16 protein-coding genes are annotated in these 17,652 nt (G+C 62.9%); 4 read left to right on the forward strand and 12 right to left on the reverse strand.

Translation table 11 applies throughout. The features are described from left to right. Nucleotides 1-5 precede the first annotated feature (5 nt). The 5 genes from astD to BLS51_RS12070 all read right to left on the reverse strand — a co-directional run bounded on the left by astD (nucleotide 6) and on the right by BLS51_RS12070 (nucleotide 5,988). Nucleotides 6-1,487 carry a succinylglutamate-semialdehyde dehydrogenase gene (astD, locus tag BLS51_RS12050; RefSeq protein ID WP_090182353.1) on the reverse strand — a complete coding sequence of 494 codons (1,482 nt, stop codon included), beginning with the start codon at nucleotides 1,485-1,487 and terminating at the stop codon, nucleotides 6-8. Beyond that, nucleotides 1,480-2,535, reverse strand: coding sequence for an arginine N-succinyltransferase (gene astA, locus BLS51_RS12055; RefSeq protein WP_090182351.1), 1,056 nt, complete (start codon nucleotides 2,533-2,535; stop codon nucleotides 1,480-1,482). The genes astD and astA overlap by 8 nt, the downstream gene beginning before the upstream one ends. 14 nt (nucleotides 2,536-2,549) lie before the next feature. Then, nucleotides 2,550-3,587 (reverse strand): arginine N-succinyltransferase, encoded by a 1,038-nt coding sequence (locus tag BLS51_RS12060; protein ID WP_090182349.1) that lies wholly within the window; start codon nucleotides 3,585-3,587, stop codon nucleotides 2,550-2,552. A gap of 89 nt (nucleotides 3,588-3,676) precedes the next feature. Beyond that, a complete protein-coding gene (locus tag BLS51_RS12065; protein WP_090183449.1) occupies nucleotides 3,677-4,921 on the reverse strand; it encodes an acetylornithine/succinyldiaminopimelate transaminase in 1,245 nt (414 codons plus the stop codon). Nucleotides 4,922-5,049: 128 nt separating this feature from the next. Then, complete coding sequence (locus BLS51_RS12070) at nucleotides 5,050-5,988, reverse strand: GlxA family transcriptional regulator (protein WP_090182347.1); 939 nt, start codon at nucleotides 5,986-5,988, stop codon at nucleotides 5,050-5,052. Between the two features lie 80 nt (nucleotides 5,989-6,068). On the opposite strand from BLS51_RS12070, the gene BLS51_RS12075 reads away from it, so the two are divergent. From BLS51_RS12075 to BLS51_RS12085, 3 genes are all read left to right on the forward strand, one after another. Then, nucleotides 6,069-6,530, forward strand: coding sequence for a MarR family winged helix-turn-helix transcriptional regulator (locus BLS51_RS12075; RefSeq protein ID WP_090182345.1), 462 nt, complete (start codon nucleotides 6,069-6,071; stop codon nucleotides 6,528-6,530). Nucleotides 6,531-6,549: 19 nt separating this feature from the next. After that, on the forward strand, nucleotides 6,550-6,831 hold the full coding sequence (locus tag BLS51_RS12080; protein WP_090182343.1) for a hypothetical protein: 282 nt from the start codon (nucleotides 6,550-6,552) through the stop codon (nucleotides 6,829-6,831). Nucleotides 6,832-6,920: 89 nt separating this feature from the next. Beyond that, nucleotides 6,921-7,757: an HDOD domain-containing protein gene (locus tag BLS51_RS12085; RefSeq protein ID WP_090182341.1), complete on the forward strand. Its 837-nt coding sequence runs from the start codon at nucleotides 6,921-6,923 to the stop codon at nucleotides 7,755-7,757. Nucleotides 7,758-7,897: 140 nt separating this feature from the next. Here the strand turns inward: BLS51_RS12085 and BLS51_RS12090 are convergent, their stop codons facing one another. From BLS51_RS12090 to queA, 6 genes are all read right to left on the reverse strand, one after another. Then, on the reverse strand, nucleotides 7,898-8,593 hold the full coding sequence (locus BLS51_RS12090; protein WP_175472559.1) for a helix-turn-helix transcriptional regulator: 696 nt from the start codon (nucleotides 8,591-8,593) through the stop codon (nucleotides 7,898-7,900). 51 nt (nucleotides 8,594-8,644) lie between these two features. Continuing rightward, complete coding sequence (secF, locus tag BLS51_RS12095) at nucleotides 8,645-9,667, reverse strand: protein translocase subunit SecF (protein ID WP_090182339.1); 1,023 nt, start codon at nucleotides 9,665-9,667, stop codon at nucleotides 8,645-8,647. Between the two features lie 12 nt (nucleotides 9,668-9,679). Then, a complete protein-coding gene (secD, locus tag BLS51_RS12100) occupies nucleotides 9,680-11,548 on the reverse strand; it encodes a protein translocase subunit SecD (protein ID WP_090182337.1) in 1,869 nt (622 codons plus the stop codon). Nucleotides 11,549-11,607: 59 nt separating this feature from the next. Then, nucleotides 11,608-11,943 (reverse strand): preprotein translocase subunit YajC, encoded by a 336-nt coding sequence (gene yajC, locus BLS51_RS12105; RefSeq protein WP_090182334.1) that lies wholly within the window; start codon nucleotides 11,941-11,943, stop codon nucleotides 11,608-11,610. 72 nt (nucleotides 11,944-12,015) lie between these two features. Continuing rightward, on the reverse strand, nucleotides 12,016-13,155 hold the full coding sequence (tgt, locus tag BLS51_RS12110; protein WP_090182332.1) for a tRNA guanosine(34) transglycosylase Tgt: 1,140 nt from the start codon (nucleotides 13,153-13,155) through the stop codon (nucleotides 12,016-12,018). Nucleotides 13,156-13,157: 2 nt separating this feature from the next. Then, entirely contained in the window at nucleotides 13,158-14,183 is a 1,026-nt protein-coding gene (gene queA / locus BLS51_RS12115; protein ID WP_090182330.1) for a tRNA preQ1(34) S-adenosylmethionine ribosyltransferase-isomerase QueA, read from the reverse strand. A gap of 70 nt (nucleotides 14,184-14,253) precedes the next feature. Here queA and recG point away from each other — a divergent pair, with 70 nt between their 5' ends. Further along, nucleotides 14,254-16,320 carry an ATP-dependent DNA helicase RecG gene (gene recG, locus BLS51_RS12120; RefSeq protein WP_090182328.1) on the forward strand — a complete coding sequence of 689 codons (2,067 nt, stop codon included), beginning with the start codon at nucleotides 14,254-14,256 and terminating at the stop codon, nucleotides 16,318-16,320. 112 nt (nucleotides 16,321-16,432) lie between these two features. Here recG and BLS51_RS12125 read toward each other — a convergent pair whose 3' ends face one another. After that, entirely contained in the window at nucleotides 16,433-17,644 is a 1,212-nt protein-coding gene (locus tag BLS51_RS12125; protein WP_090182326.1) for an MFS transporter, read from the reverse strand. Nucleotides 17,645-17,652: the final 8 nt, after the last annotated feature.

The raw sequence follows: 17,652 nt of genomic DNA on the forward strand, positions 1-17,652 counted from the left end.
TACCTTTAGAAGTGCATGCCCGGCGACAGTTTCGCCGGCATTTCGAGGACATTGTTTTCGATCGATGCGACCGGGTAGGCGCAGTAGTCGGCCGCATAGTAGGCGCTCGGACGATGGTTGCCGGACTGGCCAACGCCGCCAAACGGCGCGCTGCTTGCCGCGCCGGTGGTCGGACGGTTCCAGTTGACGATGCCGGCGCGGGCGCGTACCTGGAAAATCTTCCACAGCTTTTCGTCGTTGGAGATCAGCGCCGAGGCCAGGCCGAAGGCGGTATTGTTGGCGGCGTCGATGGCGCTTTCGAAGTCTGCTACGCGGATGATCTGCAACAGCGGGCCAAACCACTCTTCGTCCGGAATGCCTTGGGCGTCGGTGACATCCACGATGCCGGCCGAGACGAAGCCGGTGTTGGCGTCCAGGTGCTTCATCTGCAGCAGCAGCTTGCCGCCGCGCGCCACCATGTCGGCCTGTGCCTGCACCAGGCGCTTGGCGACTGCGGCGGACACCACAGGCCCCATGAACGGCGCCGGCTCGGCATCCGAGGGGCCAACGGTCAGGCGGCTGGCGACGTCCACCAGGCGCGCGACGATCGCATCGCCGGCTGCGCCGGCAGGCAGAATCAAACGGCGCGCGCAGGTGCAGCGCTGGCCGGCCGAAATGAAGGCCGACGAAATCGCCATGAACACGGCGGCGTCGGTTTCCTTCGCATCCCAGATCACCAGCGGGTTGTTGCCGCCCATTTCCAGCGCCAGCATCTTGCCCGGCTGGCCGCCGAATTGTTTATGCAGCGCGGTGCCGGTCTGGCAGCTGCCGGTGAACAGCACGCCGTCCAGCAGCTTGCTCTGGCCCAGTGCGACGCCGGTGTCACGGCCGCCATTGACCAGATTCAGCACGCCATACGGCAGGCCGGCCTGCTGCCACAGCTGCACGGTTTTGATGGCGGTGCGCGGCGCGTATTCGCTCGGCTTGAACACCAGCGTATTCCCCGCAATGAGTGCCGGCACGATGTGGCCATTCGGCAGGTGGCCGGGGAAGTTGTACGGGCCGAATACGCCGAATACGCCATGCGGACGATGACGCAGCACCGCTTCGCCATCGGCGACCTTGCTGTGCGTCTCGCCGGTGCGGGCGCCGTAGGCTTGCACCGAGATATCGATCTTGTTGGCCATGGTGGTGACTTCGGTGCGCGCTTCCCACAACGGCTTGCCCACTTCCTCGGCGATCAGCAGCGCCAGCTCCTCGGCATCCTGCTTCAGCAAGTCGCGGAAGCGGGTGCAGACCGCGATGCGTTGTTCCAGCGGCGTCAATGCCCAGGCGTCGAAGGCGGCGCGGGCGGCGGTGGTCGCCTGTGCCACGTCCTGCGCGGTCGATGCGCGACTGGACCAGGTCTGCTTGCCGGTGGCCGGGTTGATGGTAATCAGTTCCGGGCCGCTGCCATGCAGCCATTCGCCGTTGATGAAGTTGCTGATGGTGGTCGTTGCATTAGCCATTGTTCTTCCTCGGATTGAGTGTCAGGGTCCGCACGGCGTCGCCGCTGTGGCAATGCAGCAGTTTCTGCTCGTCCTCCGGCAAGGCAATGACGCCGTTGACCGGAACCGCCTGCGACAGGATCATGCGGAAGTCTTTCATAGTGGTGTTCGAGACCAGCATCGGCTCGGTCTCCTCGCTGGCTGGCGCGCAGGCGGAATCCCAGTCGGTCGCCGCGCCGATATCGGCCAGTGTGCTGTCGCGCATCGCCCGCAGCTCGGACACGCGCGCTTGCAGCACCGGGCCGGCGTCGAAGATGTCCACATAGCCTTCGAAGTACATGCCTTCCTGTTCCAGCAGGCGGCGCGCCGGTGCGGTGGAGGTGTGCACCTTGCCGATGACTTCCTGCGCGTCGTCCGGCAGGTAGGCGACGTACAGCGGCTGGCGCGGCATCAGTTCGGCGATGAAGGATTTCTTGCCCACCGCAGTCAATGCGTCGACATGGTCGAATTCCATCTTGAAGAAGTGGCGGCCCAGTCCTTCGTAGAACGGCGAACGGCCGCTCTCCTCCTGGTAGCCGCGCATCTCGGCGATCAGCTTTTCGGTGAACAGCTGCGGGAACTGCGCGATGAACAGGAAGCGGCTCTTGGACAGCAGCTTGCCGTTATTCCCCGTGCGGTAGTCCGGATGCAGGAACAGCGAGCACAGTTCGGTGCTGCCGGTCAGGTCGTTCGACAGGTACAGCGTGTCCATGCGGGTAAACACGTCCAGCTCGCGGCTGGAGTGCACCAGCGTGCCGATGCGGTAGTTGTAGAACGGTTCGGTCAGGCCCACCGAACCCTTGATGGCGCACACGCCGGCCAGGCGGCCGGTATCGGTGTCCTCCATGACGAACATATAGTCGCGCTTTTCGGGCGGGATGGTTTCGGCGAACGAGGCGACGGCGATGTTCAGGCGGTCGCTCATCATCTTCATGTCCGGCTTGAGCGTGGTCATGCCGCTGCCCACCTGGGTGGCCATCACGTACAGGGCGTCGAGGTCTGTGGCTTGGATTGCGCGTACTACTAGCATAGGTGGTCTCGTTTTTATATTCTGACGCAGATGACGGCGTCACCTTCGGTGACGTGCAGCGCTTCCTGTACCTCTACAGACAGCGCCACGCTGAGTTGCGAGTCGAGCGCCGCGCAGTGCGTGATGACGGCGCGGAAGTCGTGCTCCGATCCGGACGACACGGCGTAGCGCAGCTGTGGCTCGCGGCCGCGGTCCGGCTGTTCCACCGAGGTGGCGACGCGGCGTTGCAGCGCGCCGGTGAAGGTGCGCAGCGAATTCTTATGCGCCTGCAAAATCGGGCCGCCGTCGAAGATGTCGATGTAGTCATCGGCTTCGAAGCCTTCGGCGGTCAGCAGGTTGAACGCCAGTTCGCCCGATGGATGGATCTGGCCCATGGCCGCCTGCGCGTCGCCCGGCAGCAGCGGCACGTACACTGGATAGTGCGGCATCAGTTCGACGATCAGCGTGCGGTTGCGGGCGCCGCCGATGGTGTGTTCGGCGTCGAGGAAATCCATCTGGAAGAATTTGCGGCCCAGCGCGTCCCAGAACGGCGAACCGCCGTCGCTGTCGGTGACGCCGGCCAGCGGTACGAAGAAGCGTTCGGAGAAACGGTGCGGCGCAACCACCGCCAGCATCAGCCGTGCGCGCGACAACAGCGCGGCTTCGGCGCTGCCGTGTTCGCGCTCGCCGACGTAGAACGACGACAGTTGCGAGTAGCCGGTCAGCTCGGAGCACAGCGTCAGCGCGTGCACGCTGTGGCTGATGTTGAGGTCACGCGAGACTTGCTGGATCACGTCGTTGCGAAAGGAGAAATAGGTGCCGTTGGAACCGGCGGCCGCGAACATGGCGGAGGTGCCGACGATTTTCTTTTCGTGCGGCGATTCCAGCACCAGCAGGTAGCCCTCTTCGCTTGGCAGGTCGACGTGGGCGGCAAACGAGGCGATCGACAGTTCGACCATGGCGCGGATTTTCTCGCGCGTCTTCGGCAGGGTATGCACTCCCGGCATGGGCACTGCGGCCAGCGCTTCAAGGGCTGGGATATCCGCAAGTTCGACCGGACGGACTACATACATAGAAACTCCTTAGTGAACGCAAAAACGTCATTCCCGCGACAGCGAAAATCCTTTGGCCGCCGGCGCGGGAATGACGTGGGATGTGGTGCTTACGCTGCTTTCAGCAGGCCGTCCAGCGACAGGCGCAGGATGCGGTCGGCTTCGGCGATCTGTTCGTCGGTGACGATCAGCGCAGGCGCCAGGCGCACCACGTCCATGCCAGCGATCAGCACCATCAGGCCGTTGCCCTCAGCGGCTTTCTGGATATCCTTCGAACGGCCCTTCCAGGCGTCGGTGACCACCACGCCCAATAGCAGGCCGGCGCCGCGCACTTGCGTAAACACTTGCGGATAATCGGCCGCCAGTTTCTCCAGCGTCGCGCGCAGCTTGGCGCCGGCTTCCTTCACACGTGCCAGGAAGGCTGGCTGGTTGATGGTTTCCAGCACGGTCAGCGCGATGGTTGCAGCCATCGGGTTGCCGCCGTAGGTGGTGCCGTGCGAGCCGACGCTCAGCGTGGCGCCCAGCTCGTGGGTGGTCAGCATGGCGGCCACCGGGAAGCCGTTGCCCAGCGCCTTGGCCGAGGTCAGGATGTCCGGCACGATGCCGTAGCTCATGTAGTGGAACAGCTCGCCGGTGCGGCCCATGCCGGACTGTACTTCGTCGAAGATCAGCAGGGCGCCGGTCTTGGTGCACAGGTCGCGCAGTTCTTGCAGGAAGGCTTTGTCGCCCGGCACCACGCCGCCTTCGCCTTGCAGCGGCTCAACGATCACCGCGCAGACATCGTCGCCGATGGCGGCGCGTGCCGATTCAATATCGTTGTAGGTGATGTGGTCGATCGACGGTGGCAGCGGCTCGAAGCCTTCGGTGTATTTCGACTGGCCGCCGACCGACACGGTGAACAGCGTGCGGCCGTGGAACGACTGGTAGCACGAGATGATGCGCGACTTGTGCGGGCCGAACTTGGTGTGCGCGTGCTTGCGCGCCAGCTTCAGCGCCGCTTCATTGGCTTCGGCGCCGGAGTTGCAGAAGAAGGCGCGGTCGGCGAAGGTCGCTTCGGTCAGGGCCAGGCCCAGGCGCAGCACTGGCTCGTTGGTATAGCCATTGCCCAGGTGCCACAGGGTGTTGGCCTGACGGGTCATGGCTTCGACCAGGATAGGGTTGCAGTGGCCCAGCGCGTTGACGGCGATGCCGGAGGTGAAGTCCAGGTAATGCTTGCCAGCCTGGTCCCACAGGTCCAGGCCCGAGCCTCGGACCGGAACCATCGCTGCTGGTGCATAAGTCGGCACCAGAACCTCGTCGAACGTCTGACGGGTTACAGGACGGTTGAGAGCGGTCGTATCTACTTTGGCATTCATGGCATTCCCTATCAAGATGTGGGTCATGCGCGGCACAGCGCCGCGTGGACCCATTGTAAAAGCGGGGATGCTAAAGTTCTTTTCAAATGGCGACAAGAATTTTTACTTTTGGCCGCAAAGTAAACTTATCAGGACTGTAATTTGCGCTGGCGCTCTTCGCGCGGCGTGTTGCCGAATAGCGCGCCGAAGGCGGTCGAGAAGTGCGAGCCGGACGAAAAGCCGCACATCAGCCCCACTTGCACGATCGAATGGTTGGTATCCAGCAATAGCTGGCGTGCCCGCTGCAGGCGCAGCTCCAGGTAGTAGCGCGACGGCAGGCTGCCCAGGTATTGCTTGAACAGCCGCTCCAGCTGGCGCCGCGACAGGCCGACCAGGTTGGCGATGTCGTCGGTCGACAGCGGTTCCTCGATATTGGTTTCCATCAGCGTCACCGCTTCCGACAGCCGTGGCTGCAAGGCGCCGAAGCGGGCCTGCAGCGCCATCCGCTGACGCTCTTCCGGCCCGCGCACGCGTTCGATGCACAGGCTTTCCTTGATGCTGGCCTGCACGCTGGCGCCGAACAGCTGCTCGATCAGCGTCAGCGCGAAGTCGATCGAGGCGGCGCCGCCGCAGCAGCTCAGGTGGCGCCCGTCCAGCTCGAACAGGTGCGGCGTCAGGATGGCGCGCTGGGTGATGTCCTCGGTATCGGCATACAAGGCCCACGGCAGCGCGATGCGCACGCCAGCCATCAGCCCGGCCTTGGCCAGCCACAGCACGCCAGCGCCGACGCCGCCCCAGTACTGCGCCGAACGGCAGCGCTCGATGACGGCGCGCGACTGCTCGGCCGGCAGCGGCGCCTGTTGTTCATCCGCCACCAGCAGGGCGATATCCCAGCCCGGCTGCGCCAGCACCACCTGCGCCGGCGTCATGGTTTGCAATTGCAGGGCTTCGCGTCCGACCTGCGCGGCGGCCAGCCGCAGCGGCTGCACCAGTCCGGCCCAGCTCAGCGCGTCCGCCTCGCCCGCGTTGATGAGCAACAGGCGCAAGGGCTGCTGCTGGGCGAGGCTGGAGAGATTGGCAAAGGACATCAGCGATTGTGGCTTTCTTGTAATTGCGCATAGTGTACCCCGGCGGAAAGCCTGATGCGAAGCGGCTATAATCTCGGACTATGGGTGAACGCTACTTGAAAAGCATCCGGCTGCTGGCCGAATGCATGCAAGCTTACGAACGGCTTTCCGGCGCATACGTGCGCCAGAGCGGCCTGACGCACGCGCAGTTCGATATTATCGCCACGCTGGGCAACACGCCCGGCATGTCGTATAAAGAACTGGGCGACAAGACCTTGATCACCAAGGGCACGCTGACCGGCGTGATCGAGCGGCTGGAGCAAAAAGGCCTGGTCGAGCGTCAGCGCAGCGACTGCGACAAGCGTTCTTTCTTTGTGCGGCTGACGCCGGAGGGCGAGCGGACATTTTGCACCGTGTTCCCGGAAGTCATCGCCCAAAGCGGCAAAGTGTTCAAGGATTACACCGAAGACGATTTCGCCAGGCTTGAAAAAACCCTGTCCGGCCTTAAAAATGTCATCATGGCCGGTCAGGCGGATAGCCCGTCCACCCGCGATTGCGATTAAAAAAACCAAGGATACAGATTTGAAAACCTCTCTGCTGGAAGGCATTAAGCCTGCCAAATTCGACAAACACATTATCGGCAACCTGCTGCTGGACGTTGCGCCTGCGGATGAAGTGCGCCAGGAAGCGCTGATTGTCGGCGTGCGCAACGCCGATGGCCAGATTTACCGCCTGATCGGCGCCTCCACCCACAACAGCTTCATGAATGCAGTCGAGGAATTGTTCGACCTCGGCCTGACCGACGAGTTGCAGGAAACCGACGAGCCGGTAGAGGGCTGCGACGCCATCTTCAGCGAGCAATAACCAATTTGCCTGTTGGCGAAAAAAGACGCTGCAAAAAGTAATACCAGGAAAAGTTCCCATGAGAAATATTCCGGGTATAATTTTTTGCAATGGACAGACTAGCCGCCTTCAAGCATATCGCTGCTCAAGCGAGCCGGGGAGAACTTACGTTCCCGGCCAACGTCAACGCCTCGCTGCGCCTGCAGCAGGCGTTGAATGATCCTGACTGCCACATCGAAGAGGCAGCCAGGCTGATACAGGCAGACCCGTTGCTGGCCGCGCGTAGCGTCGCCATCGCCAACTCGGTCGCCTACAACCGTTCCCAGACTGAAATTTCGAGCGTGCGCGCGGCTGTGCAGCGCCTCGGCGTGCGCACCTTGCAGTCGCTGGTGGCGGCGCTGATCGTGCGCCAGATCGGCAGCCAGGTCAGCGATCCCCTGCTGTCCGCCAAGATCCACCAGTTGTGGGAGCATACTGCCCACGTGGCGGCGCTGTCGCAGGTGATCGCCCGCCGCGTCACCCACGTCGATCCGGATACCGCGCTGTTCGCCGGCATCATGCACGAGGTGGCCGGTTTCTACATGTTGTCGCAGGCCGGCGCCTACCCGCAGGTGATGGAAGGCGAGCCGGAGGATTGGGTCGAGCATGGCGAGATCGAGATCGGCCGTGGCGTGATGGCCCATCTGGGCGTGCCGGACGGCGTGGTCAAGGCGATCGAATCGATGTGGGTTGGGCTGCGCGCACTGCCGCCGGAAACCATGGGCGACACGCTGCTGCTGGCCAACGACCTGTCACCGGTGCATTCGCCGCTGTACCAGCGCCCCGGCGCTACCACCTTGCAAGGCGCCCGCACCATCGATTTCGTCGTCGGCGAAGGCACGCTGAACGCCATCATGAGCGAATCGGCGCATGAGGTGCAATCGCTGTACGCGGTGTTGATGCTATAAAAAAAAGCCCGCTGGGCAGCGGGCAAAGTCCAAAACTAGGGATCTCCTCCAGAGGAGACGAGCCCAGAATACTCCCCCCACCCACTTCCGCTCTGTGCGCTACTTCACATAACAGTGTTGTTTTTGCAATCACCTGGTGATCAGGCATCTTCACGGATATTGTGTTCGGCGCGCCAGGTTTTCAACAGGTCGTGGCGGCGTGCCGGATAGCGCTCGCCCAGCGACTCCACCGCAGCGATGCGGTCGATGCGGAAGTGACGGTACGCCGCGCGCAACTCGCACCACGCGGCCAGCAAGCGGCAACCTTCGAGAAAGGCCAGCGCGAACGGCCACACCACCCGTTGTGATGGCGTTCCATGCTCGTCGCGGTAGCACATGCGCAGCCGGTGCTGGTAGCGGATGGCTTCGCGCACCGGCCGCACGTGGATGTCGGTGGCGTCGTGCTGGTCCTGGCCGATCGGCACCCATAAGCTGGTTTCGGCCATATCGTCGCGCAAGTCTTTGGGCGTGGCGGCGGCGATCTTGGCGAGGGCATTGCTGGCGGCGGCGGACAGCGCCTCGTCGCCCTGACGGCGCACCCAGCGCGCGCCCAGCACCAGCGCCTCCAGCTCATCGGCACCAAACATCAGCGGCGGCAGGAAGAAGCCGGCCTTCAGCATGTAGCCGACGCCGGCCTCGCCCTCCAGCGGCGCGCCGAGGCCGGACAGGGTCTGGATGTCGCGGTAGATGGTGCGCTCGGAAACGCCCAGCTGCTCCGCCAGCCGCGCGGCAGTAACGGGACGGCGGTAGCCACGCATGGCGTCCATCAGCATGAACAGGCGGCCGGTACGGCTCATGATTGGTCTCCCCTACGAAAAATCCCTCCGCGAGGGAGGGATTCTGGTGCTTCAGACGACTGCGCCGTCGGTTTCATCTTTCGGCTTGATCGGCTTGATCAGGTCTTCGCGCTTGACGCCCAGCCACATGGCGACGGCGGCGGCCACGAACACCGACGAGTAGATACCGAAGCAGATACCGATGGTCAGCGCCATGGCGAAGTAGTGCAGCGTCGGACCGCCCAGGAACAGCATCGACAGCACCATCATCTGCGTGCAGCCGTGGGTGATGATGGTACGCGAGATGGTCGAGGTGATCGCATTGTCGATCACTTCATGCACGGTCGCCGAGCGCTGCTTGCGGAAGTTCTCGCGAATCCGGTCGAAGATAACCACCGACTCATTGACCGAATAACCCAGCACCGCCAGGATGCCGGCCAGCACCGTCAGCGAGAATTCCCACTGGAAGAAGGCGAAGAAGCCGAGAATGATGACCACGTCGTGCAGGTTGGCGATAATCGCCGCCACCGCATACTTCCACTCGAAGCGGATCGCCAGGTAGATCATCACGCCGATAATCACCATTACCAGCGCGTTCAGGCCGTTCTGGGTCAGCTCATCGCCGACCTGCGGGCCGACGAACTCCACTTTCTGCAGACCGACCAATTCGCCGCCGGCGGTGTCCGAGCACGACTGCTTGACCACGTGCTCGCCCTTGGCGGTCACGGTGTCGATCTGCTGCAGGCTGCCGCTTTCGGCTTTGCACAGCGCGTCATACACCTTGGCCGATGCGTCCTTCGAGGTGACGCCCTTGATCACCGGCAGACGCAGCATAACGTCATGCGCGGTGCCAAAGCCGGTGGCTTCAGGCTGCTCGTAGCCGATGCTTTCCAGCGTGTGGCGAATCTTTTCCAGATTCGCCGCCTGCTTGTATTTCAGCTCCATCACGGTGCCGCCGGTGAACTCCACCGACAGGTGCAGGCCACGGTGCAGCAGGAAGAACACGGCTGCGACGAAGGTCAACGCCGAAACGACGTTGAACACCAGCGCGTGGCGCATGAACGGGATGTCTTTTTTAATGCGGAAAAATTCCATGTTCAGCCCCTGTTATTTCTGACCCGGTACCCAGACGGTACCGATGGCGATCGATTGCAGTTTCTTCTTGCGGCCATACCAGAGGTTGACCACACCGCGCGAGACAAACACGGCGGAGAACATCGAGGTCAGAATACCCAGCGTGTGCACCACGGCGAAGCCACGGATCGGGCCGGAACCGAACACCCACAGCGCCACACCGACGATCAGCGTGGTGACGTTGGAGTCGATAATGGTGGCCCAGGCGCGGTCGAAGCCGGCGGAAATCGCCTGCTGCGGCGAGGCGCCGGCGCGCAGTTCTTCGCGCACCCGCTCGTTAATCAGCACGTTCGAGTCAATCGCCATACCCAGCGCCAGCGCGATAGCGGCCATGCCCGGCAAGGTCAGCGTGACCTGCATCAGCGACAGGATGGCCAGCAGGAACAGCAGGTTGCAGGCCAGCGCAAACACGCTGAAGAAGCCGAACATCATGTAGTAGATGATCATGAAGATCGCGATCGCGGCAAAGCCGTACATGGTCGAGTGAATACCCTTGTTGATATTCTCCGCACCCAGCGCAGGGCCGATGGTGCGTTCTTCGATCACGTCCATCGGCGCCGACAGCGCGCCGGAGCGCAGCAGCAGCGCCAGCTCGGTCGAGTTTTCCATGCTGCCCATGCCGGTGATCTGGAAGCTGCTGCCCAGTTCCTGCTGGATGGTGGCCACCGACAGCACTTCGCCCGGCTTGCCCTTTTTCTCGAACAGCACGATGGCCATGCGCTTGCCGACGCGCTCACGGGTGGCGTCACGCATGCGGCGGCCGCCGTCGCCGTTCAGGTCGATGCTGACGGCTGGCTGGTTGTTCTGGTCCGAACGGGCGATGGCGCTGGAGATGTAATCGCCAGTCAGCACCACGTCCTTGCTCAGGATGACCGGCACGCCTTTGCCGACGGTGAACAGCTCCGAGTTGAACGGCACAGCAGCCGACAGTTCGGTGCCTGGCGTGACCGACTCGTCGACCATGCGCACTTCCAGCGTCGCGGTACGGCCGATCACGGCGCGCGCACGCGCCACGTCCTGCACGCCTGGCAGCTGGACCACGATGCGGTCCGGGCCCTGCTGCTGGATGATCGGTTCCGCCACGCCCAGTTCGTTGACGCGCTTCGACAGCGTCGAGATATTCTGTTTGACGCCGTCATCGATGGTTTGCTTCAGCGCGGCCGGTTTCAGGCTCATCACCGTTTTCAGCTCGCTGCCGTCGCCGGAGTCGGTGAACTGCAGGTCGGCCATGGTGGCGTTCAGCACATCCTTGGCTTTCTGGCGGGTGGCGTCGTCGCGGAACTTGATTTCCACGGTATTGCCGACTTTCTCGATGCCGGCGTGGCGCACGTTCTTGTCGCGCAGCGACACGCGGGCGGCGGTCTGCATGCCCTGTACGCGCTTGGTCAGCACGCCTTCCGCATCCACCTGCATCAGGAAGTGCACACCGCCGCGCAAGTCGAGGCCGAGGTACATCGGCAGCGCGTGCAGGCGTTGCATCCACTTCGGCGTATCCGCCTGCAAGTTCAGTGCCACCAGATAGGTAGGATCTTCAGCGTCGGTGTTCAGGCCTTTTTCCAGCACCGACTTGGCGTGGAACTGGGTGTCCGGCGTATCGAAGCGCACGCGCACCGAGGCGTAGTTGCCGGTGCCGTCATAGGCGATGCCATTGTTGGCGATGCCGGCTTTGGCCAGCACGTCGGCTACCTTGGCGGTCATGTCCGAGGTCATCTTGACCGTCGACTTACCACTGGTCACCTGCACTGCCGGCGATTCGCCGAAATAATTGGGCACGGTGTACAGCGCGCCCAGCAGGATGGCGACGGCGATAAGGATGTATTTCCAGACTGGATAACGATTCATATAGCTCTAACGTTCAATGTAGACGTCAAAAGGCCCGCGCAAGCGCGGGCCCATGAGAATTACAGGCTTTTCAGCGTGCCGTTCGGCAGCACCGTGGTGATCGCGTTCTTCTGCACCACCAGTTCCGCGCCGCTGGAGACTTCCAGGGTCACGTAAGCGTCGGAGATCTTGCTGATCTTGCCCAGCACGCCGCCGGCGGTAACGACTTCAGCGCCCTTGGTCAGCGCTTCCATCATGGCCTTTTGTTCCTTGGCGCGCTTCTGCTGAGGACGAATCATCAGGAAGTACATGGCCACGAACATCAGAATCAGGAAACCATACTGGCCCAGGAAGCCGGTCGAGCCCAGCACGTCGGTGGTGGATTGGGCGTAAGCGTTGGAAATGAAGAAGGACACTGGTGACTCCGATATCTATAGTTTAAAAAACAGCGCTGTATTCTAGCACTGGCCGCAAGGCATGAAAGACTTTTAGACTCCGCGCGCGCGATCCGCGTGGAATTGCTGTACCCAGGCCGGGAAACGATCCGCGTCCAGAGCGTCACGCATCTGCTGCATGATGTCCAGGTAATAGTGCAGATTGTGGATGGTATTCAGGCGCGCACCGAGGATTTCCTGGGTGCGGTTCAGGTGGTGCAGATAGGCGCGCGAGAAGTTCTTGCAGGCGTAGCACGAGCAGGTGCTGTCGTAAGGCTCCTTGTCCTCCTTGTAACGCGCGTTCTTGATCTTGATGTCGCCGAAGCGGGTGAAGATCCAGCCGTTGCGGGCATTCCGGGTCGGCATCACGCAGTCGAACATGTCGACGCCGTGGGAAACGCCCTGCACCAGATCCTCTGGCGTGCCGACGCCCATCAGGTAGTGCGGCTTGTTGGCCGGCAGTTTCGGGCCGACGTGTTGCAAGATACGCATCATGTCTTCTTTCGGCTCGCCGACCGACAGGCCGCCGATGGCCAAGCCAGGGAAGTTGATCTCTTCCAGGCCGGCCAGCGACTCATCGCGCAGGTTCTCGAACATGCCGCCCTGGACGATGCCAAACAGCGCGTTCGGATTCTCGCCGCGATGGAATTCGTCTTGCGAGCGCTGTGCCCAGCGCAGTGACATGCGCATCGACTTGGCCGCCTCGTCCAGCGTGGCCGGGCGGTTGTTGATTTCATACGGCGTGCATTCGTCGAACTGCATGACGATGTCCGAGTTCAGCACGCGCTGGATCTGCATCGACACTTCCGGCGACAGGAACAGCTTGTCACCGTTGATCGGCGAGTTGAAGTGCACGCCCTCCTCGGTAATCTTGCGCATCGCGCCCAGCGAAAACACCTGGAAGCCGCCGGAGTCGGTCAGGATGGGCTTATCCCAGGCCATGAAGTCATGCAGGCCGCCGAACTTGGCCATGACGTCATTCCCCGGACGCAGCCACAGGTGGAAGGTGTTGCCCAGGATAATCTGGGCGTTGATTTCCTTCAGCTCCAGCGGCGACATCGCCTTCACCGAACCGTAAGTGCCAACCGGCATGAAGATCGGCGTTTGCACCACGCCGTGGTTCAGCTTGACCTCGCCACGGCGGGCCTTGGTCACGCCGGTGGTATCGGTTTTATGTAATGTAAATTCCAGCATGCTTATTCCTTGTTTTGCGTCGTCAGCAACATGGCATCGCCATAGCTGAAGAAGCGGTATTCATTCGCGATCGCGTGGGCGTAGGCCTTGCGGATCTCTTCAAAACCGGCAAAGGCCGACACCAGCATCAGCAGCGTCGACTTCGGCAGGTGGAAATTGGTAATCAGCCGCGTCACCGTCTTGAACTGGTAGCCAGGCGTGATGAACAGCGCCGTATCCGCGCTGCCAGCCTCCAGCTGGCCGCTCTGCGACGCCGATTCCAGCGCGCGCAGCGAAGTGGTGCCCACCGCGACCACATCGCGGCCGGCGGCGCGCGCGGCGCGCACCGCGTCCACGGTTTCCTGCGGCATGGTGTACCACTCGGTATGCATCTGGTGGTCGGCCAGATTCTCATGGCGCACCGGCTGGAAGGTGCCAGCGCCGACGTGCAGCGTGACGTAGGCGAAGTTGACGCCCTTGGCCTTCAGTTTCTCCAGCAGCGCTTCATCGAAGTGCAGGCCGGCGGTCGGCGCGGCGACAGCGCCCGGCACCTTGTTGAACACCGTCTGGTAGCGTGTTTCATCGAACGAATCCGCATCGTGCTCGATGTACGGCGGCAGCGGCAGGCGGCCGTGTGCTTCGATCAGGTCGAACACGTCGGCATCGAAGTGCAGCGTGAAGAACTCGCCGGCGCGCTCGCCAACCGTCACGTCGAAGGCATCGGCCAGGCGCATTTTCGTGCCGGCCAGCGGCGAGCGCGAAGCGCGTACCTGGGCCAGCACGGTGCGGTTATCCAGCACGCGCTCGACCAGCGCCTCGACCTTGCCGCCGCTTTCCTTCATGCCGAAGAAGCGCGCCTTCAGCACGCGGGTATTGTTCATCACCAGCAGGTCGCCCGGCTGCAGCAGGTCGACGATGTCGGCGAACTGGCGGTCGATGATCTGCCCGCCGTCCAGGTGCAGCAGACGGGAAGCGCTGCGGTCTGGCAGCGGGAATTGCGCAATACGCTCTTGCGGCAAGTTAAAATCGAAATCGGAAAGCGAATACATTTGCGGACTCTGTTAACAAAAATACGGTAGGCCTTACAATATCGGCGGCCAACCCTCTATTTTACGCCATATGCCTGTTTCACCGTCTAAAACTGCTAAAAAAACCGTCAGCGCAGAGGCCAAACTGGCCAAATTGGGCTTGCACACCGATATGGACCTGGTGCTGCACCTGCCCATGCGCTACGAGGACGAAACGCAGGTCATCACCATCGAAGAAGCCCGGCTGCATGGCGGCGACACGTCCCAAGTTGAGGGCGTTGTTGTAAAAAACGAGATCGGCTACAAGCCAAGACGACAATTATTGGTCCACATCAGCGACGGCAGCGGCGAATTGCAGCTGCGCTTCATGAATTTCTACGGCAGCCAGGTCAAGCAGCTGGCGGAAGGCACGCGGGTGCGCGTGCGCGGCGAATTGAAACACGGCTTCTTCGGCGCCGAGATGGTGCACCCGGCCTACAAGGTGGTCAACGAAGGCGCGCCACTGCCTACTTCGCTGACGCCGGTGTATCCGGCCGGCGAGGGACTGTCGCAGCCGGTGCTGCGCAAGGCCATCGGCGACGCCATGAAACGGGTCGACTGGACCGACACGCTGCCGGCCGATATCCGCCAGCAGTTGCAGCTGTCCGAGCTGGAGCCGGCGGTGAAGCTGCTGCACTATCCGCCGCAGCAGGTGGACAACCACGCGCTGGCCGACCGCTCGCATCCGGCCTGGACGCGCGTGAAGTTCGATGAGCTGCTGGCGCAGCAGCTGTCGCTGAAACGCGCCCAGCGCGCGCGTCGTGCCAAGGGCTCGCCGCCGCTGAAGACCCTCGGCGCGCTGTCGGCCGGCTTCCAGGCAGCCCTGCCGTTCAAGCTGACCGGCGCGCAGCAGAAAGTGCTGGACGAAATCCGCGCCGACCTGCGCCAACCGTTCCCGATGCAGCGGCTGCTGCAAGGGGACGTCGGCAGCGGCAAGACGGTGGTATCGGCGCTGGCCGCCGCGCAGGCCATCGACAGCGGCTACCAGGCGGCGCTGATGGCGCCAACCGAAATCCTCGCCGAGCAGCACTTCCGCAAGATCGCCGCGTGGATGGAGCCGCTGGGCGTCAAGGTCGCATGGCTCAGCGGCAGCCAGAAGAAAAAGGACAAGCAGGCCTCGTATGACATGATCGAATCCGGCGAGGCGCGACTGGTGGTCGGTACGCACGCGCTGCTGCAGGATGTGGTGACGTTCGAGAATCTCGGACTGGTGATCGTCGACGAGCAGCACCGCTTCGGCGTCGGCCAGCGGCTGGTGCTGCGCAACAAGGGCGCGGTAGGCGCAGTGCCGCACCAGCTGATGATGTCCGCCACGCCGATCCCGCGCACGCTGGCCATGACCTACTACGCCGACCTGGAAGTATCGGTGATCGACGAACTGCCGCCGGGCCGCAGCCCGATCGTCACGCGCACCATCGACCAGAACCGGCGCGACGAAGTGATCGAGCGCGTGCATGCGGCCGCGCAGGAAGGCCGGCAAGTCTACTGGGTCTGCCCGCTGATCGAAGAATCGGAAGCGCTGCAACTGCAAACCGCCACCGACACCCATGCGCTGCTGGCCGAAGCGCTGCCCGACCTGAACGTCGGCCTGGTGCATGGCCGCTTGAAGCCGGCGGAAAAGCAGGCAGTGATGGATGCCTTCATCGCCAACGAGATGCAGGTGCTGGTGGCCACCACGGTGATCGAAGTCGGCGTCGACGTGCCGAATGCCTCGCTGATGGTGATCGAGCATGCCGAGCGCTTCGGCCTGTCGCAGCTGCACCAGCTGCGTGGCCGCGTCGGCCGTGGATCGGCCGCATCGGTGTGCCTGCTGCTGTACCAAAGCCCGCTGGGCCAGATCGCCAAACAGCGCCTGATGACGATGCGCGAAACCACCGACGGCTTTGAAATCGCCCGCCGCGACCTGGAGATCCGAGGCCCCGGCGAATTCCTCGGCGCGCGCCAGTCCGGCCAGGCCATGCTGCGCTTCGCCGATCTGGAGACGGACGCCTGGCTGGTCGACCAGGCGCGCGACGTCGCCCACGACCTCCTCCACGCCAACAGCCCCGAAAAAGCCGCCACTGTCGAAGCCCACCTCGCCCGCTGGCTAGGCGGCCGTGAAGAATTCCTCAAAGTCTAGAAGCAGAGGTAGATGCGGTTGGCGAGGTCCACCACGAAGTCCGGCTGCAAGTAGGCGGCGAAGATCAGCGCCAGTATGGCGATGATGGCGGCGCGCAGCAGCCAGGTCTTCATCACGCCGCCTGCGTGCGTATCAATGGGCGCTCGTTGATCGGCAGGTTGATCAGGCCGGACATCACGCCCAGCGCAATGGCGATGCCCCAGACGATGTCGTAGCTGCCAGTGGACGAATACAGGTAGCCACCCAGCCACACACCGAGGAAGCTGCCCAGCTGGTGCGAGAAGAACACCATTCCCGCCAGCATCGACATGTGCTTGACGCCGAACACGCCGGCGATGATGCCGTTCGTCAGCGGCACCGTCGACAGCCACAGCACACCCATCGCCGCTGCAAACAGATACACGGACAGCGGCATCAACGGCGCCAGCAGGAACAGTGCAATCACCACCGAGCGCGAGAAATAAATCGCCGACAGCAGGTAGCGCTTGGGAAGTCGTCCGCCCAGCTTGCCCGCATAGTAAGAACCGAAGATATTGAACAAGCCAATCAGCGCCAGCGCCAGCACCGCCACATCAGGATTGCCGATGCCCTTGTCTTTCAGGTAAGCCGGCAAATGCACGCCGATGAACACCACCTGGAAGCCGCAGACAAAATAGCCCGCCACCAGGAACAGGAAGGAACGGTTGCCCAGTGCCTCGCCAGCCGCCTCGCGGATGCTCTGCTGCGGACCTTGCGCATGCTGCACCGCCGGCTCGCGCAGGTAAAACGCCATCGGCACCATCAGCAGCAACAGCAAGGCGCCGAGGATGTAGAAGGCGTTCTGCCAGCCGACGGCGGAAATCAGCTGCTGCTCGACCGGCATCATCATGAACTGGCCGAACGAGCTGGCGGCGCCGGAAATGCCGAACGCCCACGAACGCCGCTCCGGCGGCGCCACGCGGCCGATGATGCCGCTGACCGCGCCGAACGCGGTACACGCCAGGCCCAGGCCAATCAACAGCCCGGAGCCGAGCACGAACAAGGTGGGATGCGTCACCGTCGCCATCCACACCAGGCCGAGCATGTACGACAGCGCCCCCACCAGCACTACGCGCATGGTGCCAAAACGGTCGGCCGCCATGCCGGCGAACGGGCCGATGACGCCCCACATCAGGTTTTGCATGGCCTGCGCCAGCGAGTAGGTCTCGCGCGTCCAGCCGTTGGCCTGTGAAATCGGCTGCATCCAGAAGCCGAAGCCGTGCCGCACGCCCATGGCCAGCGTCAGCACGACGCCGGTGGCAAGCAGCACGTTTTTAAGAGTCGGTGCGCGGTCAGCGACGAACATGGTCTATC

The sequence above is a fragment of the Duganella sp. OV510 genome (assembly GCF_900100205.1).
Lineage (GTDB): Bacteria > Pseudomonadota > Gammaproteobacteria > Burkholderiales > Burkholderiaceae_D > Rugamonas.

Excerpts from the sequence above, each read along its gene's own strand:
- astD (WP_090182353.1), bottom strand. The coding sequence starts at position 1,487 with ATGGCTAATGCAACGACCACCATCAGCAACTTCATCAACGGCGAATGG.
- tgt (WP_090182332.1), bottom strand. The coding sequence starts at position 13,155 with ATGCTGGAATTTACATTACATAAAACCGATACCACCGGCGTGACCAAG.
- astA (WP_090182351.1), bottom strand. The coding sequence starts at position 2,535 with ATGCTAGTAGTACGCGCAATCCAAGCCACAGACCTCGACGCCCTGTAC.
- queA (WP_090182330.1), bottom strand. The coding sequence starts at position 14,183 with ATGTATTCGCTTTCCGATTTCGATTTTAACTTGCCGCAAGAGCGTATT.
- BLS51_RS12065 (WP_090183449.1), bottom strand. The coding sequence starts at position 4,921 with ATGAATGCCAAAGTAGATACGACCGCTCTCAACCGTCCTGTAACCCGT.
- secD (WP_090182337.1), bottom strand. The coding sequence starts at position 11,548 with ATGAATCGTTATCCAGTCTGGAAATACATCCTTATCGCCGTCGCCATC.
- BLS51_RS12070 (WP_090182347.1), bottom strand. The coding sequence starts at position 5,988 with ATGTCCTTTGCCAATCTCTCCAGCCTCGCCCAGCAGCAGCCCTTGCGC.
- BLS51_RS12125 (WP_090182326.1), bottom strand. The coding sequence starts at position 17,644 with ATGTTCGTCGCTGACCGCGCACCGACTCTTAAAAACGTGCTGCTTGCC.
- BLS51_RS12060 (WP_090182349.1), bottom strand. The coding sequence starts at position 3,587 with ATGTATGTAGTCCGTCCGGTCGAACTTGCGGATATCCCAGCCCTTGAA.
- BLS51_RS12090 (WP_175472559.1), bottom strand. The coding sequence starts at position 8,593 with ATGAGCCGTACCGGCCGCCTGTTCATGCTGATGGACGCCATGCGTGGC.
- BLS51_RS12085 (WP_090182341.1), top strand. The coding sequence starts at position 6,921 with ATGGACAGACTAGCCGCCTTCAAGCATATCGCTGCTCAAGCGAGCCGG.
- BLS51_RS12075 (WP_090182345.1), top strand. The coding sequence starts at position 6,069 with ATGGGTGAACGCTACTTGAAAAGCATCCGGCTGCTGGCCGAATGCATG.
- recG (WP_090182328.1), top strand. The coding sequence starts at position 14,254 with ATGCCTGTTTCACCGTCTAAAACTGCTAAAAAAACCGTCAGCGCAGAG.
- secF (WP_090182339.1), bottom strand. The coding sequence starts at position 9,667 with ATGGAATTTTTCCGCATTAAAAAAGACATCCCGTTCATGCGCCACGCG.